Consider the following 19,133-nt stretch of genomic DNA (forward strand, 5'->3'; position numbering starts at 1 on the left):
ATAATATTTTTGTTTATACTGCTGATATTTTATTGACATAATATCTCTGCATATGTATAATGATAGAACATAACCGTAATCTCTGCTATAAGAGAGAATGTTCATTGGTCCGTTGTTTTTCCAACTTATATTGATGAACGGATTTGCTAAAGAAAAATGAATGGGGAAGGCGTTGGTAACGATAATTGGATCCGATATCCTAAAGAACAGGAACGGTGAAAGGATAGAGGCTGTTACACGATGTGAGATGGCGTTTATCAAGAAGAAAAGAACTATAGAGTGTGTCAGCCGGTTTAAACGCCGGGAAAAAGAAAGGATGGTAAACGTAAATGAAGTTCAAAAAACTTAGTGCCGTAATGGCGGCACTGCTGGCAGCCAGCAGCCTGCTGGTGGCTTGCGGAGGAAACAGTGGCGGTCAGGATGCGTCAGGGTCAGAGCCGGAAAACGCTGCAGCAGATGAGACAGAAACAGAAAGTGAAAGTGAAGGAGAAGGCCAGGAAGCAGCAGCCAGTGGTGACGAGGTTACATTAGAACTTCTTCTGACTAAGACAGAGATCGTGGATGTGATGGAACAGATTGCAGCGAAGTTCTGTGAGGAAAATCCCGGTGTGAAGATTGATGTGACAAGTACCAGTGACGGCGCTACCCTGGTTCGTACCAGAGCGGCCAGCAATGATTTACCGGATATCATGAATACATATCCGGCGGAGGATTTCTATAAGGATATGTTCCGGGATGGTTATTTCGAGGATATTACGGATGCGGAATACCTTGGCAAGGTAAATTCTACTGCAATGGAAATGTCTAATTGCGATGGCAATTATTACGCAGTGCCTATGTCGCTTAGTACTTATGGTATTTATGCTAACATGGATGTGTTAGAAGCAAACGGAATTACCGAGACTCCCAGCACTTGGGAAGAACTGATTGCAGACTGTGAGACGCTAAAGGCCAATGGCGTTACCGGATTCTTGCTTCCGAATAAGGATGTGGGAAATGTGGCCCAGAGGTTCGAGCGTACGGCAGGTATCATTAACAATGACTCTAATTCCGAGTTCAAACAGATTGCAGATGGAGAAATGGAAGCAAAGGATTCTCCTACCCTGCAGACCTGGTGTGATTATAATGAAGATTTGCTGAATTATACCACAGATGACCATATGGGAATGGATTATGATATTGCAGCGGCTGAATTTAGTAATGGAAACGGCGCTTTCATGTTAAGCGGTACATGGATGCTGGCAACCGTGCAGAAGAACAATCCGGATGCTAATGTGGAGCTGTTCGCATTCCCTCATCCCAGAGGCGAGACTACCAAGGTTCCTGTAAACATTGATACTTCCTTTAGTATATCTTCTACCTGTGCGGATAAGGAAATCGGTCTTAAATTCCTGGAGTTCATGACCAGAGAAGATATTGCCCAGATGTACTGTGATGCAGACGGCAACGTAAGCACGATTGAAGGTGTCGAATACAACATTCCTCAGCATGCCAACATGAAGACCGCTGTGGAGGAAGGTAATATTTTCCTGACCGCAGTTAATTTCTGGCCTACCGGACTGAGAGAAGAAATCAGAGATGGCTGCCAGATGTTCTTAGGCGATGGAGACAGGGAAGCGTTCTTTGAATCCAGCCAGGAAGCCATCGAGACAATCTATGCTGACAACTAAGAAAAGCCGGATGGAGGGAGAACCGCATAGGATTTTTCCCTCCTGTTCGGGACAAAAGGGATGTCCGCTTTCGTTTTTTTATGCGGACCTCCCTTTTTTTAAAAACAGGAGGTTTGCTATATGGGGGACAAGAAGAAAAAGGGCAAATCAAGAAGGGACAAAGGCAGAGACAGGGCGTTTTTATTTTTCACAGCACCTGGTTTTATTCTGTATAGTTTCTTTTTTATTATGCCCGTGTTAATGGGATTCTATTATAGTGCTACGGATTGGGATGGAATTAGCAAGAATTATAATTTCATCGGCTTTGATAATTATGTGAAGATTTTTCGGACCGGACAGTTCACCGATGCGCTTTTCTTCACTATAAAATATACGGTCCTATTGGTAGTGCTTACGATTGTTCTGGGGCTTGCAATCGCTATGCTGTTGAATCGGAAGATTAAGGGAAGAACCTTCTTTAGAGGCATTTACTTCATTCCGGCGGTGCTGAGCTCTCTGACAGTAGGTCTGATTTTCAACAAAATCTGCTATTATATTATACCTGTGATTGGAAAGGCCTTACATATCCATGCGCTGAGCCAGAATCCATTGGCGGATAAGAATCTGGCGATGTGGACGATTTTGTTTGTAAACTTATGGCAGGGGCTGTGTATCCCTACCCTGCTGTTTTTGGCAGGGCTGCAGAGTGTGCCCACGGATTTGTATGATGGAGCGGCGCTGGACGGGGCTTCTGCCTGGGATATCTTTCGGTATATTACCATTCCCTTTATCCTGCCGGTAGTGAGTGTGGTGTTCGTGCTTACGCTGAAAGGAGGCCTGATGGTATTCGATTACATCAAGGCAATGACAGAAGGAGGGCCGGGAAGCTCCACGCGCAGCGTGGCGATGTTAATCTATAAACATGGTTTTACGCAGAATAAATATGCGTTTGCAATCGCGGAAGCGATTTTCATGGGACTGGTTGTGGCCGCTATCTCCGCTGTGCAGATTTATTTTACGAATAAGAAGAAGGCGGTGTAGGGTATGGTAGAAGGAAGAAAACAAAATAACGTACTAACTTACATCATCTTGATATTAGGTATTCTGCTAATCATCCTTCCTTTATATGTCACTTTTGTGACTGCGTTAAAGTCGGATGCCCAGAGCTCTAAGAGCTTTTTCACATTGCCGATTCCTATATATCTGGAGAGCTTTAAAGAAATTCTTTCTAGTGAACGGTATTGGAGAGCTTTTATCAATACAGTTTATATTACGGCAATTGTTCTGGCGGGTAATATCGTTATTATGCCAGCCATGAGTTATGCGGTGGCAAGGAAGATGCCTGTCAGCACAGCATACCGTCTGGTTTATTATTTCCTGCTTCTGGGAATTTTTATTCCTTTCCAGGTAAAGATGATGCCTTTGGTGAAACTGCTCAGTGCGCTGAACATGATGAATCCCACAGGGCTGGCTATATTGTGTATTTCCAGTTCTACTTGTGAGAGTGTGTTTTTGTTCGTGGGATATATGGGGGCTATTCCGCCGGATATGGAGGAAGCGGCATGGATTGACGGGGCCGGTACCTTACGTACCTACTCCTCCGTGGTATTCCCACTGCTTAAGCCCATGTTGGCAACGGTGCTCATCAAGCAGGGGCTGTGGATCTGGAATGATTTCATGCTCCCCTTGATTACGCTGAACAAGGGCTGGCAGGACTGGACACTAACTTTGTTCCAGTATAATTTCCAGACGGAATATTCCGTTAATTACAGCCTGACCTTTGCCACCTTTGTGGCGTCTATGCTGCCGCTTTTGATTTTCTACTGTTTCATGCAGAAAGCAATCATTGGTGGTCTCACATCAGGTGCGGTGAAGAGTTGATATATATTGTTAACAATAAACGCTGACACGCTTCGCGCGCCAGCGTTTGTAAATAATAATGCCTATGGCAATAGAAAGATAACGATTAATATATGCGCAAAAGCGCAGACGGGAGTCAAAAATGAAAATACAATATTTGGGAACAGCCGCGGCGGAAGGATGGCCGGGAATCTTTTGCAATTGTAAGGTATGTAAGGAAGCGCTGCGCCGTGGGGGTAAGGATATTAGAACACGCTCCCAGGCGGTGATTGATGATAAAATCCTGATTGACCTGCCTCCGGATACCTATCTGCATATGTTGACCTATGGGCTGGATATGCCCTCTATTCGGACAATGCTTGTCACCCACTCTCATCAGGATCACTGGTATCCGGAAGAATTGATGATGCGGCGAGAGGGATTCGCTGTGGATATGAAAGGAACGCTGGATATCTACGGGAATGACGCGGTGAAGGAAAGCCTGGAACGAGTGGTGGCTGATGCACTTGTGTATTCTCCAAACAGGGCACAGATTGCATATCATGAAATAAAGGAATTTACGACTTACAGCTCAGAAGGATATGAATTCATTCCCTTGAAGGCAACCCACAATCCGCGGGAAAATTGTTTTATCTATATCATTAAAAAGGAAGGAAAGTCTCTACTTTATGCGAATGATACCGGATATTTTGCAGAGGAAACATGGGACTTTATTAAGGGGCAGCATTTTGATTTGGTGAGTATGGACTGTACAATGCAAAAAATTAAGATACCTACCAATCACATGGGACTTCTCAACAATGTGGATGTGGTAGAGAGGCTAAGGCAGACAGGCTGCGTGGATAGAGATACGAAGTATGTGGTTACCCATTTCTCCCATAATGGTGGCTGGCTGCATGAGGAGATGGAAAAGCAGGCTGCCGAGTATGGATTCAGTGTGGCCTACGATGGCATGACGGTAGAATTTTAAACTGTAGCCTGATGCCGGTATGAGCATTACAAAAAGAGAGGAAGTGGCAGCAGCATTGTTAGAAGTAATAACCTCTTGGCAGTGGGAACTGTTTTTGCGGATTGTCCTTGCCTGTATCGTGGGAATTGCTATTGGGCTGGAACGCAGAAACCGGAATAAGCTGGCCGGAGTGAGAACGCATGCGATTGTGGCTTTTGGCGCAGCCCTGATGATGGTGGTATCTAAATACGGATTTACAGATATTCCTAATTATGATGCTTCCAGAATAGCGGCTCAAATCGTAAGTGGGATTGGTTTTTTGGGTACCGGGATTATCATTGTTCGGAATAACAGCTCTGTGAGCGGTTTGACTACGGCGGCGGGCCTGTGGGTGACGGCAGGCGTGGGGATGAGTATTGGTGCAGGACAGTATTTTCTGTCCATTTCCAGCGCCTTGCTGCTTATTTGTATGCAAATTGCCATGCATAAAGTGGGATTTTTGGCAAATGAGCCCTACGCGGGCAAGATGAAAATGTCGCTGAGCTCCATAGATAAGGTGGATATTGTAAAGCAGTTCATTCAAGGGGAAAAGATTTGTATCACTATGGTAAAGCTGAACAAATTAAGTGACGGTACGGTAAAGCTGGAGATGGATCTTTTGTTCCCGGCGAAGTATGACAAGATGGCATTTCTTGAGAAGCTGGGCGGTAAAGAATATATCGTATCCATCTCTGCCTAAGTTCTATTGCTGTGAAGTCCCGGTACCAATGGCGATGTCCAAAGGGCCGGGACTTTGAGCGTGACAGTGGAGGGAGATTTGCGTTGCAGGTTTGGAGTGCAGCCAATTTACCGGAGGATTGGTGAGTGAATCCGGCCCTTCGCCGAAGGCGAACTTCTAATGGCCGGATTCAGTAACAGTTCGGCCGAATGTTACGATGAGCGGCTCCTAGGCCGTTAATAGTAACGAACTGTTACAATGATTGAAAATGATTTTTCATGGCGTATAGACGATTGGTTTATAATATGATAAAATATTATAGAATTTTTAAAGATATAAATTTTATGATACATATATAAAAGCTTTTCAATCAACAAATTTATGCCTGCGCCCCTAATTTGTGAGCTGTGGGCAGGAACGGAGGATTATTAATGAACAATCTGGAGCTCAAAAAAACCGCCAATGAAGTGCGCAAGGGCATTGTAACAGCGGTTCACAGCGCAAAAGCAGGTCACCCGGGCGGTTCTTTATCCGCAGCAGACATTTATACCTATCTCTATTTTGAGGAGATGAATGTAGATCCTGCAAATCCAAAGATGGAGGACAGAGACCGCTTTGTGTTATCGAAAGGCCACACAGCGCCGGGGCTGTATTCTACTCTGGCAAACAGAGGATTTTTCCCGGTGGAAGATCTTGTGACACTGCGTAAGCTTGGATCTTATCTGCAGGGACATCCCTGTATGCAGCATATTCCCGGCGTGGATATGTCAAGCGGTTCTTTAGGACAGGGTATTTCAGCGGCAGTGGGTATGGCGCTTTCAGGAAAGCTGGACAATAAGGATTTTCGTGTTTATACGCTGTTAGGTGACGGTGAGATCCAGGAGGGACAGGTTTGGGAGGCTTCTATGCTTGCAGGACATCGTAAGCTGGATAATCTGGTGGTGATTGTGGATAATAATGGTTTACAGATTGACGGTCCTGTGGACCAGGTTTGTTCACCTTATCCGATTGATAAAAAGTTTGAAGCATTTAACTTTCATGTAATCAATATAGACGCCCATGATTTTGACGCTATTCGGGCGGCTTTTAAGGAAGCAAGGGAAACAAAGGGAATGCCTACGGCAATTATTGCCCACAGCCTGAAAGGAAAGGGAGTTTCTTTCATGGAAGGCCAGGCAGGATGGCATGGCAAGGCGCCTAATGACGAGCAGTATGCGGTTGCTATGGCGGACCTTGAAAAAATCGGCGAAGAGCTTTTGAAGGAGGAAGCATAAATGGCGGAGAATACGGTAAAAAAGATTGCAACCAGAGAAAGCTACGGCAATGCGCTTGCAGAGCTCGGAGCCAAGAATCCCAATGTAGTGGTTTTGGATGCAGATTTAGCAGAGGCAACTAAGACAGGTGTATTTAAAAAAGCTTTTCCTGACAGGCATATTGACTGTGGTATTGCCGAGGGAAATATGGTGGGCGTGGCAGCAGGACTTGCCACAACAGGGAAGATCCCTTTTGTCAGCAGCTTTGCAATGTTTGCAGCTGGCAGGGCTTTTGAGCAGGTTAGAAATTCGGTAGGTTATCCTCATCTGAATGTAAAAATAGGTGCAACCCATGCAGGCATTACCGTAGGCGAGGACGGGGCTTCTCACCAGTGTAATGAAGATATTGCCCTGATGCGTACAATTCCGGGAATGGTAGTCATGTGCCCGGCAGATGATGTTGAGGCTAAAGCAGCCGTTATGGCAGCGGCAGAATATGAGGGACCTGTTTATTTACGCTTTGGCCGTGCGGCCTGCCCGGTGATCAATGACAGGCCTGATTATCATTTTGAAATTGGAAAAGGAACCCTGGTGCGTGAAGGCACTGACGTTACCATTGTGGCCACCGGTATTTGTGTGGGAAATGCATTAGAAGCTGCCGAGCTGTTAGCGGCTGACGGGATCAATGCAGAGGTTATCAATATTTGTACAATCAAGCCTTTAGACGAAGAAATAATTATGAAATCTGCTAAGAAAACCGGTAAAATTGTGACAGCAGAGGAGCACTCCGTGATTGGAGGACTTGGCAGCGCGGTGTGTGATGCGGTTTGTAAGTCTTATCCTGTACCGGTTAAGAAGATTGGAATGCAGGATGTATTCGGAGAGTCAGGGGCGGCAGGAGCACTGCTTGAGAAATACAAATTAGACGGCAAGGGCATTTACGAGCAGATAAAAGGATTCCTGGCAAGCGAAGCCTGCGATATGTAAGAGGTATAAATTATGTACATTTTAGCGCCATCTCTTCTTGCGGCGGACTTTAATATATTGGGACAACAGATTTTGGAAACACAAAAAGCGGGTGCTGAGTATCTCCATATTGATGTGATGGATGGTATCTTTGTTCCAAGTATATCCTTTGGTATGCCTCTTATTAAATCCATCAGAGAAACCAGCAAACAGTTTTTTGATGTGCATTTGATGATTGTAGAGCCTGAGAGATATATTCAGGAATTTGTGGAATGCGGCGCAGATGGAATTACATTTCATTTAGAAGCCACTGAGCATGCCGAAAGGGTGATAGAAGAAATTCATGCAAAAGGCGCAGAGGTTGGAATTTCCATTAAGCCTAAGACCCCCGTGGAGGCGGTTTATCCTTATTTGGACAAGGTAGAGATGATTCTGATTATGAGTGTGGAGCCGGGATTTGGAGGGCAGACTTTTATTCCGGAATCTTATGAAAGAATCAGACAGCTGCGGAATTACATCGATGAAAAAGGATTATCCGTAAAGATAGAAGTAGATGGCGGCCTTGGCAAGAAGAATGTAAGAGAAGTGATAGATGCTGGTGCAAACGTTTGTGTGGCTGGTTCGGCAGTGTTTAAAAAGCGCAGCATAAGTGATAATATCTCGCAGTTTATGGCGGCGTTTGAAGAAAAAGAAGAAAAGAATAGAAATGGCTATGGAAAAGATAGGTAGAAACGACCCTTGCTGGTGCGGCAGTGGAAAAAAATATAAGACATGTCATATGGCGATAGATGATAAAATCCATCATTATGCATTACAGGGCCATATAGTACCAGGCAGGGATATCCTGAAAACAAGGGAACAAATTGACGGGATCAAGGAAAGCAGCGTCATAAATATTGCAGTATTAGATGCGGTGGGGGAAATGATAGGCCCCGGCATCAACACCCAGCAGATAGACGATTTGGTGCATGATATGACGGTACAGATGGGCGGGATTCCGGCGCCTCTTGGCTATGAAGGATTTCCTAAAAGTGTATGTACTTCCATTAATGAAGTGGTCTGTCACGGTATTCCCTCTAAAGATGTTATCTTAAAGGAAGGGGATATTGTGAATGTGGATGTGTCCACTTTATACAAGGGATATTTTTCCGACTCTTCCAGAATGTATTGCATTGGAGAGGTCAGTGAAGAAAAGAAAAAATTGGTGGAAGTTACCAGAGAATGCATGGAAAAAGGAATTACTATGGTACAGCCCTGGAACTTCCTAGGGGACATGGCACAGGCTGTAAATGATCATGCGAAGGCAAACGGCTACAGTATAGTGGTTGAAATAGGAGGCCATGGCATTGGCCTGGAATTTCATGAGGAGCCCTTTGTCAGCTATGTGACCAGCGCCGGGACGGAAATGCTTATGGTGCCGGGAATGGTGTTTACCATAGAGCCTATGGTAAACATGGGAAATAGTGAAATTTACACAGACAAAAATGACGGCTGGACTGTGTACACGAAAGACAAAAAGCCTTCCGCCCAGTGGGAGGTCACGGTAGCCGTGACGGAAAGCGGGCATGAGGTTTTGACTTGGTAAAAGTTTTATCGTATAATGACAGAAAAACTGAATAATCTGTTGTGGAAATCAAAAGAAACGGTCATACAAGTTAAATACATCTTTTTGTATGGCCGTTTTTGTCTAATACGATGCTATAGGCCGGAGTTGTTACGTGTTATTAATAATTTGTGATAAGAAAAATAAGTTAAATTAAGAAAGGATAAATATATGTATGATGTAATCGTAATTGGCGCAGGGGTAAGCGGATGCGCCGTTGCCAGGGAATTATCCCGCTTCAAACTAAAAACATTGGTTCTTGAGAAGGAATCTGATGTCTGTGAAGGTACTTCTAAGGCCAACAGTGGAATCGTTCATGCAGGTTATGACGCTGAACCGGGCACCTTAAAGGCTAAACTTAACGTGCTGGGTAATCGGAAAATGGCAGCTTTGTCAAAGGAACTGGATTTTTCTTACAAACAAAACGGCTCCATTGTCCTTTGCTTTGATGAAAAGGACAGAGACAGACTGGAGGAATTAAAGGCAAGGGGAGAAGCAAACGGTGTGGAAGGGCTGCGTATTATAGAAAGGGCAGAGCTTCTTGAGAAGGAGCCAAATATTGGTGATGATGCTGTGGCCGCTCTTTATGCGCCCACAGGAGGCATTGTCTGTCCTTTTGGCATTACCATTGCACTTGCAGAGAACGCCTTTGTCAACGGAGTGGAATTTAAGTTTGGGGAGACGGTGACAGGGATTCAAAAACAGGAGGGCGGTTATCTGATTCAGACGAAGCAGCAGACATTTGAAACAAAGGTGGTGGTTAATGCCGCCGGGGTGTATGCGGATCAAATCCACAATATGGTAAGTGCAAGCAAGATGGAAATTACCCCCAGAAAGGGAGAATATCTGCTTTATGATAAAAATGTGGGAAATATGGCCAGCCATACGCTGTTTCAGCTGCCTACCGCATTGGGGAAAGGAGTACTGGTATCCCCTACCGTCCATGGGAACTTACTGACCGGCCCTACTGCTACGGATATTCCTGATAAAAATGAAAAGGAAACATCCCGGGAGGGTTTAGGGCAGGTAACACAAAAGGCTGCGCTCAGCTTAAAAGGGATTCCGGGAAGGCAGGTCATCACTTCCTTTGCAGGATTGCGCGCTCATATAACAAAGTTTGAAAGAAATGGAGCGGTCAGCGGCGCAGAATCCAAAGAGATGTCAGATGATTTTGTAATTGAGGAAGTGCCGGATGCAGCCGGATTTATTGATGTGGCGGGTATGGAGTCCCCGGGCCTTTCCTGTGCGCCGGCAACAGGAGAATATGTGGCGGATATAATAAAGAAAATATTGAATCCGGAGGAAAACCGGGACTTTGTCAGCACAAGAAAAGGCATCATCAATATGTCCCTTGCCACTGAAAAGGAGCGCCACGAGAAAATAAAAGAAAATCCGGCTTACGGTAAAGTGATCTGCCGCTGTGAGATGGTTACGGAAGGTGAGATACTAGAGGCAATTCACAGACCCTTAGGAGCTACCACCACAGATGGAATTAAACGGCGTACCCGTGCAGGAATGGGACGGTGTCAGTCAGGCTTTTGTAATCCCAGGGTGGTAGAAATTTTGGCCAGAGAACTTGGAGTGGACGAGAGCGAAATCAAGAAGTCAGGCGGGGACGCCTGGTATATACTGCCTTTTGAGGAAGAAAGATAAAGTTACAGTAAGGCCAAGGAGGATGCGGATGGAATAAAATCAGGACATCCTTCGGGAAATTGCCGTAAGCGATTTGGAATGGTAGATTTCGTAACAGTAAAGCCGAAGGCTGAGCTGTTACAAGATATGGCGGTAGCAGAACGGAGGAAAAATGAAAACAGATTTAATCATTATAGGTGGCGGTCCTGCCGGAATGGCGGCGGCTCTGGCGGCTTATGAAAAGGGTATTAAAGATTTGTTAATATTGGAGAGGGATAAGGAGCTGGGAGGAATTTTAAACCAGTGTATCCATAATGGATTTGGGCTTCACACCTTTAAAGAAGAACTGACAGGGCCGGAATATGCAGTCCGCTATATGGACATGGTGGCGGAGAAGAAAATCCCCAGCCTGTTAAATACCATGGTGGTGGATGTGCAGGGGGGCAGCCCTTGCGTGGTGACTGCAATGAACCGGGAACAGGGTATGTTTAAAATAGAAGCGAAAGCAGTTGTTCTGGCGATGGGATGCAGGGAACGTTCCAGAGGAGCCATGAATATACCGGGTACAAGGCCGGCAGGCGTATACTCCGCCGGAACAGCCCAAAGATATGTAAATATAGAAGGGAGAATGCCGGGCCGGGAGGTAGTGGTTCTTGGCTCAGGGGATATCGGCCTTATTATGGCAAGGCGAATGACTCTGCAGGGCGCAAAAGTAAAAATGGTGGCGGAGATTATGCCTTATTCAGGAGGACTTAAGAGAAATATTGTACAGTGTCTGGATGATTTTGGCATTCCCTTAAAGCTGAGCCATACGGTTACACAAATCCACGGCAAGGAGAGAGTGGAAGGCGTGACCATCAGCAAGGTGGATGATAAGTTAAATCCGATTCCCGGTACGGAGGAATTTGTAGCGTGTGATACACTGCTTTTATCCTGCGGCTTGATTCCGGAAAATGAGCTAAGCCAGGGAGCAGGGGCGCAGATGGATGATATGACTTCAGGTCCGGTGGTGAATGCAAAATTAGAAACCACTGTTCAGGGTATCTTTGCCTGTGGAAATGTGCTTCATGTACATGACCTGGTGGACAATGTTTCTAAGGAGGCGGAAAAAGCAGGAGAATTTGCGGCGGACTATATCTTAAATGGGGAGGAAGACTGGGGCGAAGCGGTTCGGCCTAAGATTGCGGAGAAAACAAAATGTACCCTTCCGGAGGATAGGGACGCAGGAAGTCAGCTGATCTGTATTGGCTGTCCTGTAGGCTGCCTGATTACTGTCAACAAAAATGAAGACAGAACCCTTGCAATCACAGGCAATACATGTAAAAAGGGTGAGGCCTATGCACGCAATGAGATGACAGCGCCTGTGCGTGGAGTGACTTCTATTATCCGGGTGGAAGGCGGCAGCGGCAGGGTTGTTCCCGTAAAAACAGCCGGAGAAATTCCCAAAGGAAGAATTGGGCAGTGCCTGGATGAAATAGGGGCGGTAACAGTCAAGGCACCGGTAAAAGCAGGCGATGTGCTGATTCAAAATGTTGCGGGGACTTCTGTTTCGGTGGTAGCTACAGGCAATATGCCTGTGGCAATATGCCTGTAGCAATATGCCTGTAGGCAATATATCGTAAGCAACACATGCCCGCAGACAGATGGCCTGTAAGCAATATGTCTGTAGGCAATTCGCCTGTGGAATATATCTACGGTTTGAAATGAAATCTGCCCCTCGCCATAGGCGATTTGTAATGGGCAGATTTCGTAACCGTGAAGCCGAAGGCTGAACTGTTATCGGGTGCTTTTCTTGTGTGCCGCATACATTGACTATTTGCCTGCGCTGTGCTTTGGCTGGATGGAGAGCAGAGAGGGGTATTGTTTTCAGAGATTCATAAAGACGGAGGGTTTATATGGGGAAATATATAATGGCACTGGACCAGGGAACGACCAGCTCCCGGTGTATCTTTTTTAACAAAGCAGGAGAAATTTTAAGCATGGCCCAGAAAGAATTTGGGCAAATCTATCCCCGTCCCGGGTGGGTGGAGCATAATCCAAAGGAAATCTGGTCTTCCCAATTGGCAGTGACCATGGAGGCTATGGCTATGGCAGGGCTTACGCCCGGGGATATAGCGGCAATCGGCATTACGAACCAGAGGGAGACTACCATTGTGTGGGATAAGGCTACAGGGGAACCGATTTATAATGCGATTGTATGGCAGTGCCGCAGGACGGCTGAGAAGGTGGATGAATTGATTGCCGCCGGCTATGGAGACATGATACGGGAAAAAACCGGACTTGTACCGGATGCTTATTTTAGCGCTACCAAGATTGCCTGGATACTGGACCATGTGCCGGATGCAAGGGAGCGTGCTAAAAAAGGAGAGCTTCTTTTTGGAACAGTGGACAGCTGGCTTATTTTTAATCTGACAAAAGGAGCGGTCCACGTTACGGATTATACCAATGCATCCCGTACTATGCTGTATGACATTTACAGGCGGTGCTGGGATGAGGAACTCTTAAAGCTTTTTGATATTCCGACCTGTATGCTGCCGGAGGTAAAACCCTCCAGCTGTATCTATGGATATACGGATCATTCTGTGTTAGGAGGCAGTATACCCATAGCCGGTATTGCGGGAGACCAGCAGGCAGCGCTTTTTGGACAATGCTGTTTTTCGAAGGGACAGGTGAAGAACACTTATGGGACAGGCTGTTTTCTTCTGATGAATACTGGTACCGAGGCGATTGCGTCAAGAAACGGGCTTATCACGACAATTGCGGCAAGCGGCAAAGAGCAGGTGGAGTATGCGTTAGAGGGCAGCGTGTTCGTAGCAGGTGCGGCCATACAATGGCTGCGGGATGGCATGCGTATGATCAAAAGCGCGCCCCAGACAGAGGAATACATAGAGAAAACGGAAGATACGGAGGGTGTTTATGTGGTGCCTGCTTTTGCGGGGATGGGTGCGCCTTACTGGAATCCTTATGCAAGGGGAACCGTGGTGGGAATCACCAGAGGGTGCCAGAAAGAGCATTTTATCAGAGCAACCCTTGAATCTATTGCCTATCAGACTTATGATGTACTTAAGGCCATGGAGGAGGATGTGGGAATTTCAATAGCCGGACTTAAGGTGGATGGCGGCGCCAGCGCCAACAATTTTTTGATGCAGTTCCAGGCTGATATTTTGGGCGCAAGGGTATACCGGCCGGAGTGTATTGAAACCACAGCTCTTGGGGCGGCGTATCTGGCGGGGCTTGCCTGCGGTTATTGGAAAAGCAGGGATGAAATATACGAAAACTGGCAGTTAGGCAAGGAATTTATACATGAGATGGGTGAGGAAAAACGCAGAAAGCTTTTAAAAGGATGGAAAAAGGCTGTAAAGTGTGCGCTTGCCTGGACGGCTGACGAGACGGAAGATTAGGGTGGAGATTTGCGGCTGTTAGAAGTATAAGGAATTAGATATTAAATATGGAAGAAAAAAAGTATACGAGTGTCAGGAAACTGACGGATAACCGATTTTTAAATCTTTATGAGATGGATGCTTTGACCAATTCGGGAGCGCCTTTTCACTATTATTTTGCATCCAGAAACACTCAGGAGGAGCTTCCTCTTTTGACAGGGAAGCCTAAGGCCAACGGGATTGTAATTTATCCCGTTTGGCTTAAGCAGCCGGATAAACTGGTTATGATTCGGCAGTACCGGTATCCCCTTGATGCATGGCTATATGAGCTTCCGGCCGGATTAATCGATCAGGGAGAAACAGCGGGGCAGGCTGCAGCCCGGGAGATGAAGGAGGAGACTGGGCTTGATTTTTTACCTTACGAGGAGGGGGACATTGCTTTCCGGAGGCCTTTTTATCTGGGAGCTGGTCTGACGGATGAAACCAGTACTTCCGTGTTTGGTTTTGCCAGCGGAGAGATATCTGGCAGACTGCGGGAAGATACGGAGAGTATAGAGGTGCTCCTGGTGGATAAGAAGGAAGCGCTGCGGATATTAAAAGAAGAAAGAGTATCCTTAAGGGCAGCATTTCTTTTGATGATATTTTTGCAGGCAGAAAAAGAAAAACCCTTTGCCTTTTTGGAGCCGGTAAAAATGGATAATTAAATTGAAAAATTAAAGATTTTCCAAGGAATAAATTTGTGCCTATGCCCAGGGCTATGGGCTAAGGCGGTGGAAGGTTTGACCCGGGTATGCTTTATTGCAGCCCCCAAATATGGTGTTCTGATGACACAGATGCGATAGAGCGCCTTAAGATGCAGGAGGGAACAGCGCTTATTTATCCTTTATCGACAATAGGCGCCCATGTGTCCGACTGCCCGAATCATATGCTGGGAAGGGTAACTCCCTTTGAAACCAGAGGACATGTAGCGCTTGCCGGAATCTTTGGGTATGAATTGGACAAGGGGATTATTATAAAATAGCCTCTTACAGTGAAAACCATTATTATGACTTATACGGGGTGGTCAGTAAGGATAAAAAGGAAGCTTTATATACGTTTGTTCAGGTACTTAACAGACCGAACAGACACAGTGTAAGGCTGTTTTTGAAAGGTCTTGACCCTGACAGGTGGTACAGGGTAGAGGGTGAAGAAGAATTTTTTACCGGAAATGTGCTGATGAAAGCGGGATATCTGCTTCAGGAATTAGAGGGAGATTTTAAGAGCAGGCTGATTCATATTGTGGAAAGAAAATGAATTTGAGCTGAATTGACGGAGGGAAAAATGTCCAAATCGGTTAGGCTTGCAGATATTGCTGCCAAATTAAATGTAAGCACGGTCACAGTGTCCAAGGCATTGTCAGGACAAAAGGGCGTGAGTGACAAGATGCGGGAAAAAATTAAAGGGCTGGCCCAGGAGATGGGGTACCAGCCGCCCGTTAAAGTCAGACTGCCGAAGGATGGCAGGGGCGGCAACATAGGAGTAGTGATTTCAGAAAGATATTTGGACCAGCAGGAATCCTTTTACTGGAAAATGTATCAGGAGGTAGCCACTGATGCTGTGTCAAAGGAATGCTTCACGCTGCTTGAAATTATAAACCAGCAAAGTGAGCAGGAAAAGGCTATGCCAAAGCTCCTTTTGGAGGATAAGGTGGACGGGCTTATTATAATCGGTCTGTTGAAGGAGGATTATTTAGCCATGATTCAGGAAAATATCAAGGTTCCGCTGGTGTGCCTGGATTTTTATGACCGCAGGCATGGGTGTGATGCGGTCATTACTGATAATTACTACGGAATGTATCAGCTTACCAACCACCTGTTTGAGATGGGACATACGAAAATCGGATACGTGGGAACCCTTTTGTATACGGGCAGCATTACGGACAGGTATTTTGGTTACTGCAAGGCTTTATTGGAACATGGACAAAAGGTGAGAGAAGACTGGGTGCTTGAGGACAGGAACAGGGATACCGGTTATCGAGAGGAAGGGTTTGCATTTAAGCTTCCGGAGGAAATGCCTACGGCTTTTGCGTGCAACTGCGATATAACGGCGGGAGTGCTCACAGAGGTTTTACGGGAAAAGGGCTATCGGGTTCCGGAGGATATTTCAATTGTGGGGTATGATAATTATCTTTATCCCGGCGTGTGCAGTCTGGGGATTACCACTTATGAGGTGGATATAAAGGAAATGGCATATAGAGCCATTCAAAAATTAATTAAAAGAATGACGGGGGAAGTAAGCAAACAGGGGATTTTGATAGTTGAGGGGCGTATTTTGTTAAAGGAAAGTGTTAAAAGATTAGATCACATTTGACCGTCTGGTAATTGGATAATTCATCTATTATTTTCATCGGAATCACTTTGGTTGATTATAATTCATATATGAGAAGAATAATAACGACTCATATTTGAATTATAATCATTTTTACGAATGTTGCTATATAAAGCAGATTAAGATATCTATATTCTGATTTTAAAGATTCACATGCCTCTTATATTCTAAAGGGGTAGTCCCATAGTATTTTTTAAACAGAGCTATAAAATGATTGGTATTTTCAATTCCAACCATGTTTCCTATTTCGTGAACCCGGTAGTTGGTAACGAGAAGAAGATGCGCCCCATGCTCTATTCTTTTTTTATTCAAATACTGTATAGGAGATATATGGTATATGGAGGTAAATTCATGGCACAGCCGATATTTGCTGATACCAAAAAGTTTTTCTAAACCATCAAGATGGTAAGGTTCATTAAAATGATTGTCAAACAAATCCTTCATATTTTTTATATAGGCAGGAATTTGAGAAAGAGTTTCAGGTTCTTCAAGCAAGGAAATGATAAATTGTGTAATGATACGATTTAACAAATCGGAAATAGTTAATTGACGGCGGAAAGAATAAGGAGAAGGCACTGATAAAAGGAGTTCCAAGCAAAGAGCAGTCTCAGAAAAACGGGTTATTTGCATAAGGAGAGGAGCGGAAGTTGGAATAAGTCTGCTATAATAAGAAAAATTATCCCCGCTACAAAAAAAGACCTGGTATTCCCAGGGGGAGGCTGCGATATCAAAATGAATCTTCTGATGACAGTCAAGGAAAAGAAGGGAGGAGCCATTTAAAGAAAATATCTGATGATTCACTGTGAGCTTTCCACATCCCTTTTTGGTATATAAAAAAAGATAGCAGTCCATGGGGGCGATATCAAATGTCCATGGGAAAGCGGCTTTTATAGTTCCGGAAGATAGCAGATAGAGTAAAGGAGAGGGGGAAGGTATTTCCTGATCCGGAACTTGTCCAAGAAATTCCTCGGGGGCATGGGAAGGAGCGAGCTTAGGAGGGGTTGTTAAAGATGATAAAAAGGAAACTTTCAGGTTCATGATTAACCTCCGTGGTTAGACAGGGATGATGGATTTTGTGTTTATGATAATGATACCAAATATTTTATGTGCGAAACAACTATAAATTTTTATAAATCAAGGGGTTATCCGTTACTTTTCACAGGTTAGCCAATAAAACAGCTTGGAAAAAACAAATATTCCAAAAGGAACCCTTGGAAAAACGTCACGCATTTATGCGTGTGCGCTTAGGTGAGGTTCTTTCGAACCAAAAGGGCATCTGATGTGATGGACTGATAACCAGCGATTGGTATTGAATGCCAATGGATTTCAGTATGTATATAATGTTAAAAAATGCCATATGAAATTTGTGCAAAACGTGGAAATATGTGGGCGGTACAATTTTAATATATAAAAAGCAAGAATAAGTGATGAATTAGAAGTTAAGTTAAATATAATTAAAATTAGGTTATAAATAGATTAATTTAAGTTAGTAATTAGGTAAAAGGAGGTGGTTGCAAATGTTGACGGAAGAAGTAAAGATTCATTTAACGGAAAAGATTATTCCCTTTTGGAAAGGGCTGCGTGATCATGAATTTGGCGGCTATTATGGGTATATGGATTATGACCTTAAGCTTGACAAAAAGGCGGTGAAGGGATGCATTCTAAACAGCCGTATCCTATGGTTTTTTTCTAATGCGTATATGCTACTTAAGGATGAAAGCCTTTTAAAGGAGGCGGAGCATGGATTTGCTTTCATGAAAAAATATTGTATGGACCAGGAGAACGGGGGTATTTTCTGGTCCATTCAGTATAACGGAGAGCCGGAGGATACCACAAAGCATACATACAACCAGGCTTTTTCCATTTATGCCCTTTCTTCTTATTATGATGCATCCGGAAAGGAAGAAGCGCTTAATATGGCAAAAGAGCTGTTCCGCTTGATTGAAACAAGGTGCAGGGACGAAATTGGATATAAGGAGGCTTTTGACAGGGAGTTTCATGAGGTTGAGAATGACAAGCTTTCCGAAAACGGGGTTATGGCGGATAAAACCATGAACACCCTGCTGCATGTGTTTGAAGCATACACAGAGCTCTACAGGGTTTCAAAAATGCCTGAGGTGAAAGAACGGCTTGCATGGATGATGGATATATTTGCAGAAAAAGTTTATAATCCTTTGCTGCACAGGCAGGAAGTATTCTTTGATGCCCAGATGAATTCTATCCTTGACTTACATTCCTATGGGCATGACATTGAAACAGCATGGCTGATTGACAGGGGTGTGGAAGTTTTAGGTGAGAAGAAGTATGAAGAAAAAATGAAGCCCATTACAGAGGATTTGACCGGGCAGATTTACCAGGTGGCTTTTGACGGACATTCCCTTGCCAATGAATGTGAAAAGGGTGTAGTCAACGAACATAGAGTCTGGTGGGTGCAGGCGGAGGGTGTGGTGGGTTTTTTGAACGGATGGCAAAAAAATCCTGACAAGACCCAATACCTTAAAGCGGCGGAAAGCATATGGGAATTTATTAAAGAACATGTGATGGATAAACGGGAAGGTTCGGAGTGGTTCTGGGAAGTGGATGCTCAGGGAAGGCCTTATGAAGGAAGACCGATTGTGGAACCATGGAAATGCCCATATCACAACGGTAGAATGTGTCTGGAAGTATTGAAACGAAATTAGCAGCTAACAAAAATAGTGGGTATCCGTTTCTTACCATGAGAAAAACTGTAAATCAATTATATCCCGGGTATATGA

General features: G+C 44.8%; 17 protein-coding genes and 1 pseudogene. 17 read left to right on the top strand and 1 reads right to left on the bottom strand.

Translation table 11 applies throughout. The features are described from left to right. The first annotated feature begins 172 nt into the window (after window positions 1-172). From D5281_RS04220 to D5281_RS04295, 16 genes and pseudogenes are all read left to right on the top strand, one after another. Entirely contained in the window at window positions 173-349 is a 177-nt protein-coding gene (locus D5281_RS04220; RefSeq protein ID WP_160558902.1) for a hypothetical protein, read from the top strand. Continuing rightward, window positions 330-1,670: an ABC transporter substrate-binding protein gene (locus tag D5281_RS04225; protein ID WP_160558903.1), complete on the top strand. Its 1,341-nt coding sequence runs from the start codon at window positions 330-332 to the stop codon at window positions 1,668-1,670. Before D5281_RS04220 ends, D5281_RS04225 begins: the two co-directional genes overlap by 20 nt. A 120-nt stretch (window positions 1,671-1,790) precedes the next feature. After that, a complete protein-coding gene (locus D5281_RS04230) occupies window positions 1,791-2,690 on the top strand; it encodes a carbohydrate ABC transporter permease (RefSeq protein ID WP_160558904.1) in 900 nt (299 codons plus the stop codon). Window positions 2,691-2,693: 3 nt separating this feature from the next. Next, entirely contained in the window at window positions 2,694-3,530 is an 837-nt protein-coding gene (locus tag D5281_RS04235) for a carbohydrate ABC transporter permease (protein ID WP_160558905.1), read from the top strand. 121 nt (window positions 3,531-3,651) lie between these two features. Next, window positions 3,652-4,479, top strand: coding sequence for an MBL fold metallo-hydrolase (locus D5281_RS04240; RefSeq protein WP_160558906.1), 828 nt, complete (start codon window positions 3,652-3,654; stop codon window positions 4,477-4,479). Between the two features lie 19 nt (window positions 4,480-4,498). After that, window positions 4,499-5,197 carry an MgtC/SapB family protein gene (locus D5281_RS04245; protein ID WP_160558907.1) on the top strand — a complete coding sequence of 233 codons (699 nt, stop codon included), beginning with the start codon at window positions 4,499-4,501 and terminating at the stop codon, window positions 5,195-5,197. Window positions 5,198-5,607: 410 nt separating this feature from the next. Beyond that, complete coding sequence (locus D5281_RS04250; RefSeq protein WP_160558908.1) at window positions 5,608-6,450, top strand: transketolase; 843 nt, start codon at window positions 5,608-5,610, stop codon at window positions 6,448-6,450. Continuing rightward, window positions 6,451-7,416, top strand: coding sequence for a transketolase family protein (locus tag D5281_RS04255; protein WP_160558909.1), 966 nt, complete (start codon window positions 6,451-6,453; stop codon window positions 7,414-7,416). A 9-nt stretch (window positions 7,417-7,425) separates the two neighbouring features. Beyond that, complete coding sequence (gene rpe, locus D5281_RS04260) at window positions 7,426-8,124, top strand: ribulose-phosphate 3-epimerase (protein ID WP_334296604.1); 699 nt, start codon at window positions 7,426-7,428, stop codon at window positions 8,122-8,124. Beyond that, entirely contained in the window at window positions 8,108-8,980 is an 873-nt protein-coding gene (locus tag D5281_RS04265; protein ID WP_160559003.1) for a methionyl aminopeptidase, read from the top strand. The genes rpe and D5281_RS04265 overlap by 17 nt, the downstream gene beginning before the upstream one ends. Before the next feature lie 189 nt (window positions 8,981-9,169). Then, window positions 9,170-10,651 carry an NAD(P)/FAD-dependent oxidoreductase gene (locus tag D5281_RS04270; protein WP_160558911.1) on the top strand — a complete coding sequence of 494 codons (1,482 nt, stop codon included), beginning with the start codon at window positions 9,170-9,172 and terminating at the stop codon, window positions 10,649-10,651. Between the two features lie 151 nt (window positions 10,652-10,802). Beyond that, a complete protein-coding gene (locus D5281_RS04275) occupies window positions 10,803-12,224 on the top strand; it encodes an FAD-dependent oxidoreductase (RefSeq protein ID WP_160558912.1) in 1,422 nt (473 codons plus the stop codon). 301 nt (window positions 12,225-12,525) lie between these two features. Next, entirely contained in the window at window positions 12,526-14,031 is a 1,506-nt protein-coding gene (gene glpK / locus D5281_RS04280) for a glycerol kinase GlpK (protein WP_160558913.1), read from the top strand. Between the two features lie 47 nt (window positions 14,032-14,078). Beyond that, entirely contained in the window at window positions 14,079-14,714 is a 636-nt protein-coding gene (locus D5281_RS04285; RefSeq protein WP_160558914.1) for an NUDIX hydrolase, read from the top strand. Window positions 14,715-14,776: 62 nt separating this feature from the next. Further along, window positions 14,777-15,303, top strand: a pseudogene (locus D5281_RS26865) (alpha-galactosidase); the annotation flags it as partial. Window positions 15,304-15,330: 27 nt separating this feature from the next. Continuing rightward, window positions 15,331-16,359 carry a LacI family DNA-binding transcriptional regulator gene (locus D5281_RS04295; RefSeq protein ID WP_160558915.1) on the top strand — a complete coding sequence of 343 codons (1,029 nt, stop codon included), beginning with the start codon at window positions 15,331-15,333 and terminating at the stop codon, window positions 16,357-16,359. 159 nt (window positions 16,360-16,518) lie between these two features. On the opposite strand, the gene D5281_RS04300 is transcribed toward D5281_RS04295, so the two are convergent. Beyond that, on the bottom strand, window positions 16,519-17,415 hold the full coding sequence (locus D5281_RS04300) for a helix-turn-helix transcriptional regulator (RefSeq protein WP_160558916.1): 897 nt from the start codon (window positions 17,413-17,415) through the stop codon (window positions 16,519-16,521). Window positions 17,416-17,894: 479 nt separating this feature from the next. On the opposite strand from D5281_RS04300, the gene D5281_RS04305 reads away from it, so the two are divergent. Further along, entirely contained in the window at window positions 17,895-19,058 is a 1,164-nt protein-coding gene (locus D5281_RS04305; RefSeq protein ID WP_160558917.1) for an AGE family epimerase/isomerase, read from the top strand. Window positions 19,059-19,133: the final 75 nt, after the last annotated feature.

It is taken from the genome of Parablautia muri (assembly GCF_009917485.1).
Classification (GTDB): Bacteria; Bacillota; Clostridia; order Lachnospirales; family Lachnospiraceae; genus Suilimivivens; species Suilimivivens muri.

Coding starts and splice junctions, on each gene's coding strand:
- D5281_RS04225 (WP_160558903.1), top strand. CDS start 330: ATGAAGTTCAAAAAACTTAGTGCCGTAATGGCGGCACTGCTGGCAGCC.
- D5281_RS04230 (WP_160558904.1), top strand. CDS start 1,791: ATGGGGGACAAGAAGAAAAAGGGCAAATCAAGAAGGGACAAAGGCAGA.
- D5281_RS04235 (WP_160558905.1), top strand. CDS start 2,694: ATGGTAGAAGGAAGAAAACAAAATAACGTACTAACTTACATCATCTTG.
- D5281_RS04240 (WP_160558906.1), top strand. CDS start 3,652: ATGAAAATACAATATTTGGGAACAGCCGCGGCGGAAGGATGGCCGGGA.
- D5281_RS04245 (WP_160558907.1), top strand. CDS start 4,499: ATGAGCATTACAAAAAGAGAGGAAGTGGCAGCAGCATTGTTAGAAGTA.
- D5281_RS04250 (WP_160558908.1), top strand. CDS start 5,608: ATGAACAATCTGGAGCTCAAAAAAACCGCCAATGAAGTGCGCAAGGGC.
- D5281_RS04255 (WP_160558909.1), top strand. CDS start 6,451: ATGGCGGAGAATACGGTAAAAAAGATTGCAACCAGAGAAAGCTACGGC.
- D5281_RS04265 (WP_160559003.1), top strand. CDS start 8,108: ATGGAAAAGATAGGTAGAAACGACCCTTGCTGGTGCGGCAGTGGAAAA.
- D5281_RS04270 (WP_160558911.1), top strand. CDS start 9,170: ATGTATGATGTAATCGTAATTGGCGCAGGGGTAAGCGGATGCGCCGTT.
- D5281_RS04275 (WP_160558912.1), top strand. CDS start 10,803: ATGAAAACAGATTTAATCATTATAGGTGGCGGTCCTGCCGGAATGGCG.
- glpK (WP_160558913.1), top strand. CDS start 12,526: ATGGGGAAATATATAATGGCACTGGACCAGGGAACGACCAGCTCCCGG.
- D5281_RS04285 (WP_160558914.1), top strand. CDS start 14,079: ATGGAAGAAAAAAAGTATACGAGTGTCAGGAAACTGACGGATAACCGA.
- D5281_RS04295 (WP_160558915.1), top strand. CDS start 15,331: ATGTCCAAATCGGTTAGGCTTGCAGATATTGCTGCCAAATTAAATGTA.
- D5281_RS04300 (WP_160558916.1), bottom strand. CDS start 17,415: ATGAACCTGAAAGTTTCCTTTTTATCATCTTTAACAACCCCTCCTAAG.
- D5281_RS04305 (WP_160558917.1), top strand. CDS start 17,895: ATGTTGACGGAAGAAGTAAAGATTCATTTAACGGAAAAGATTATTCCC.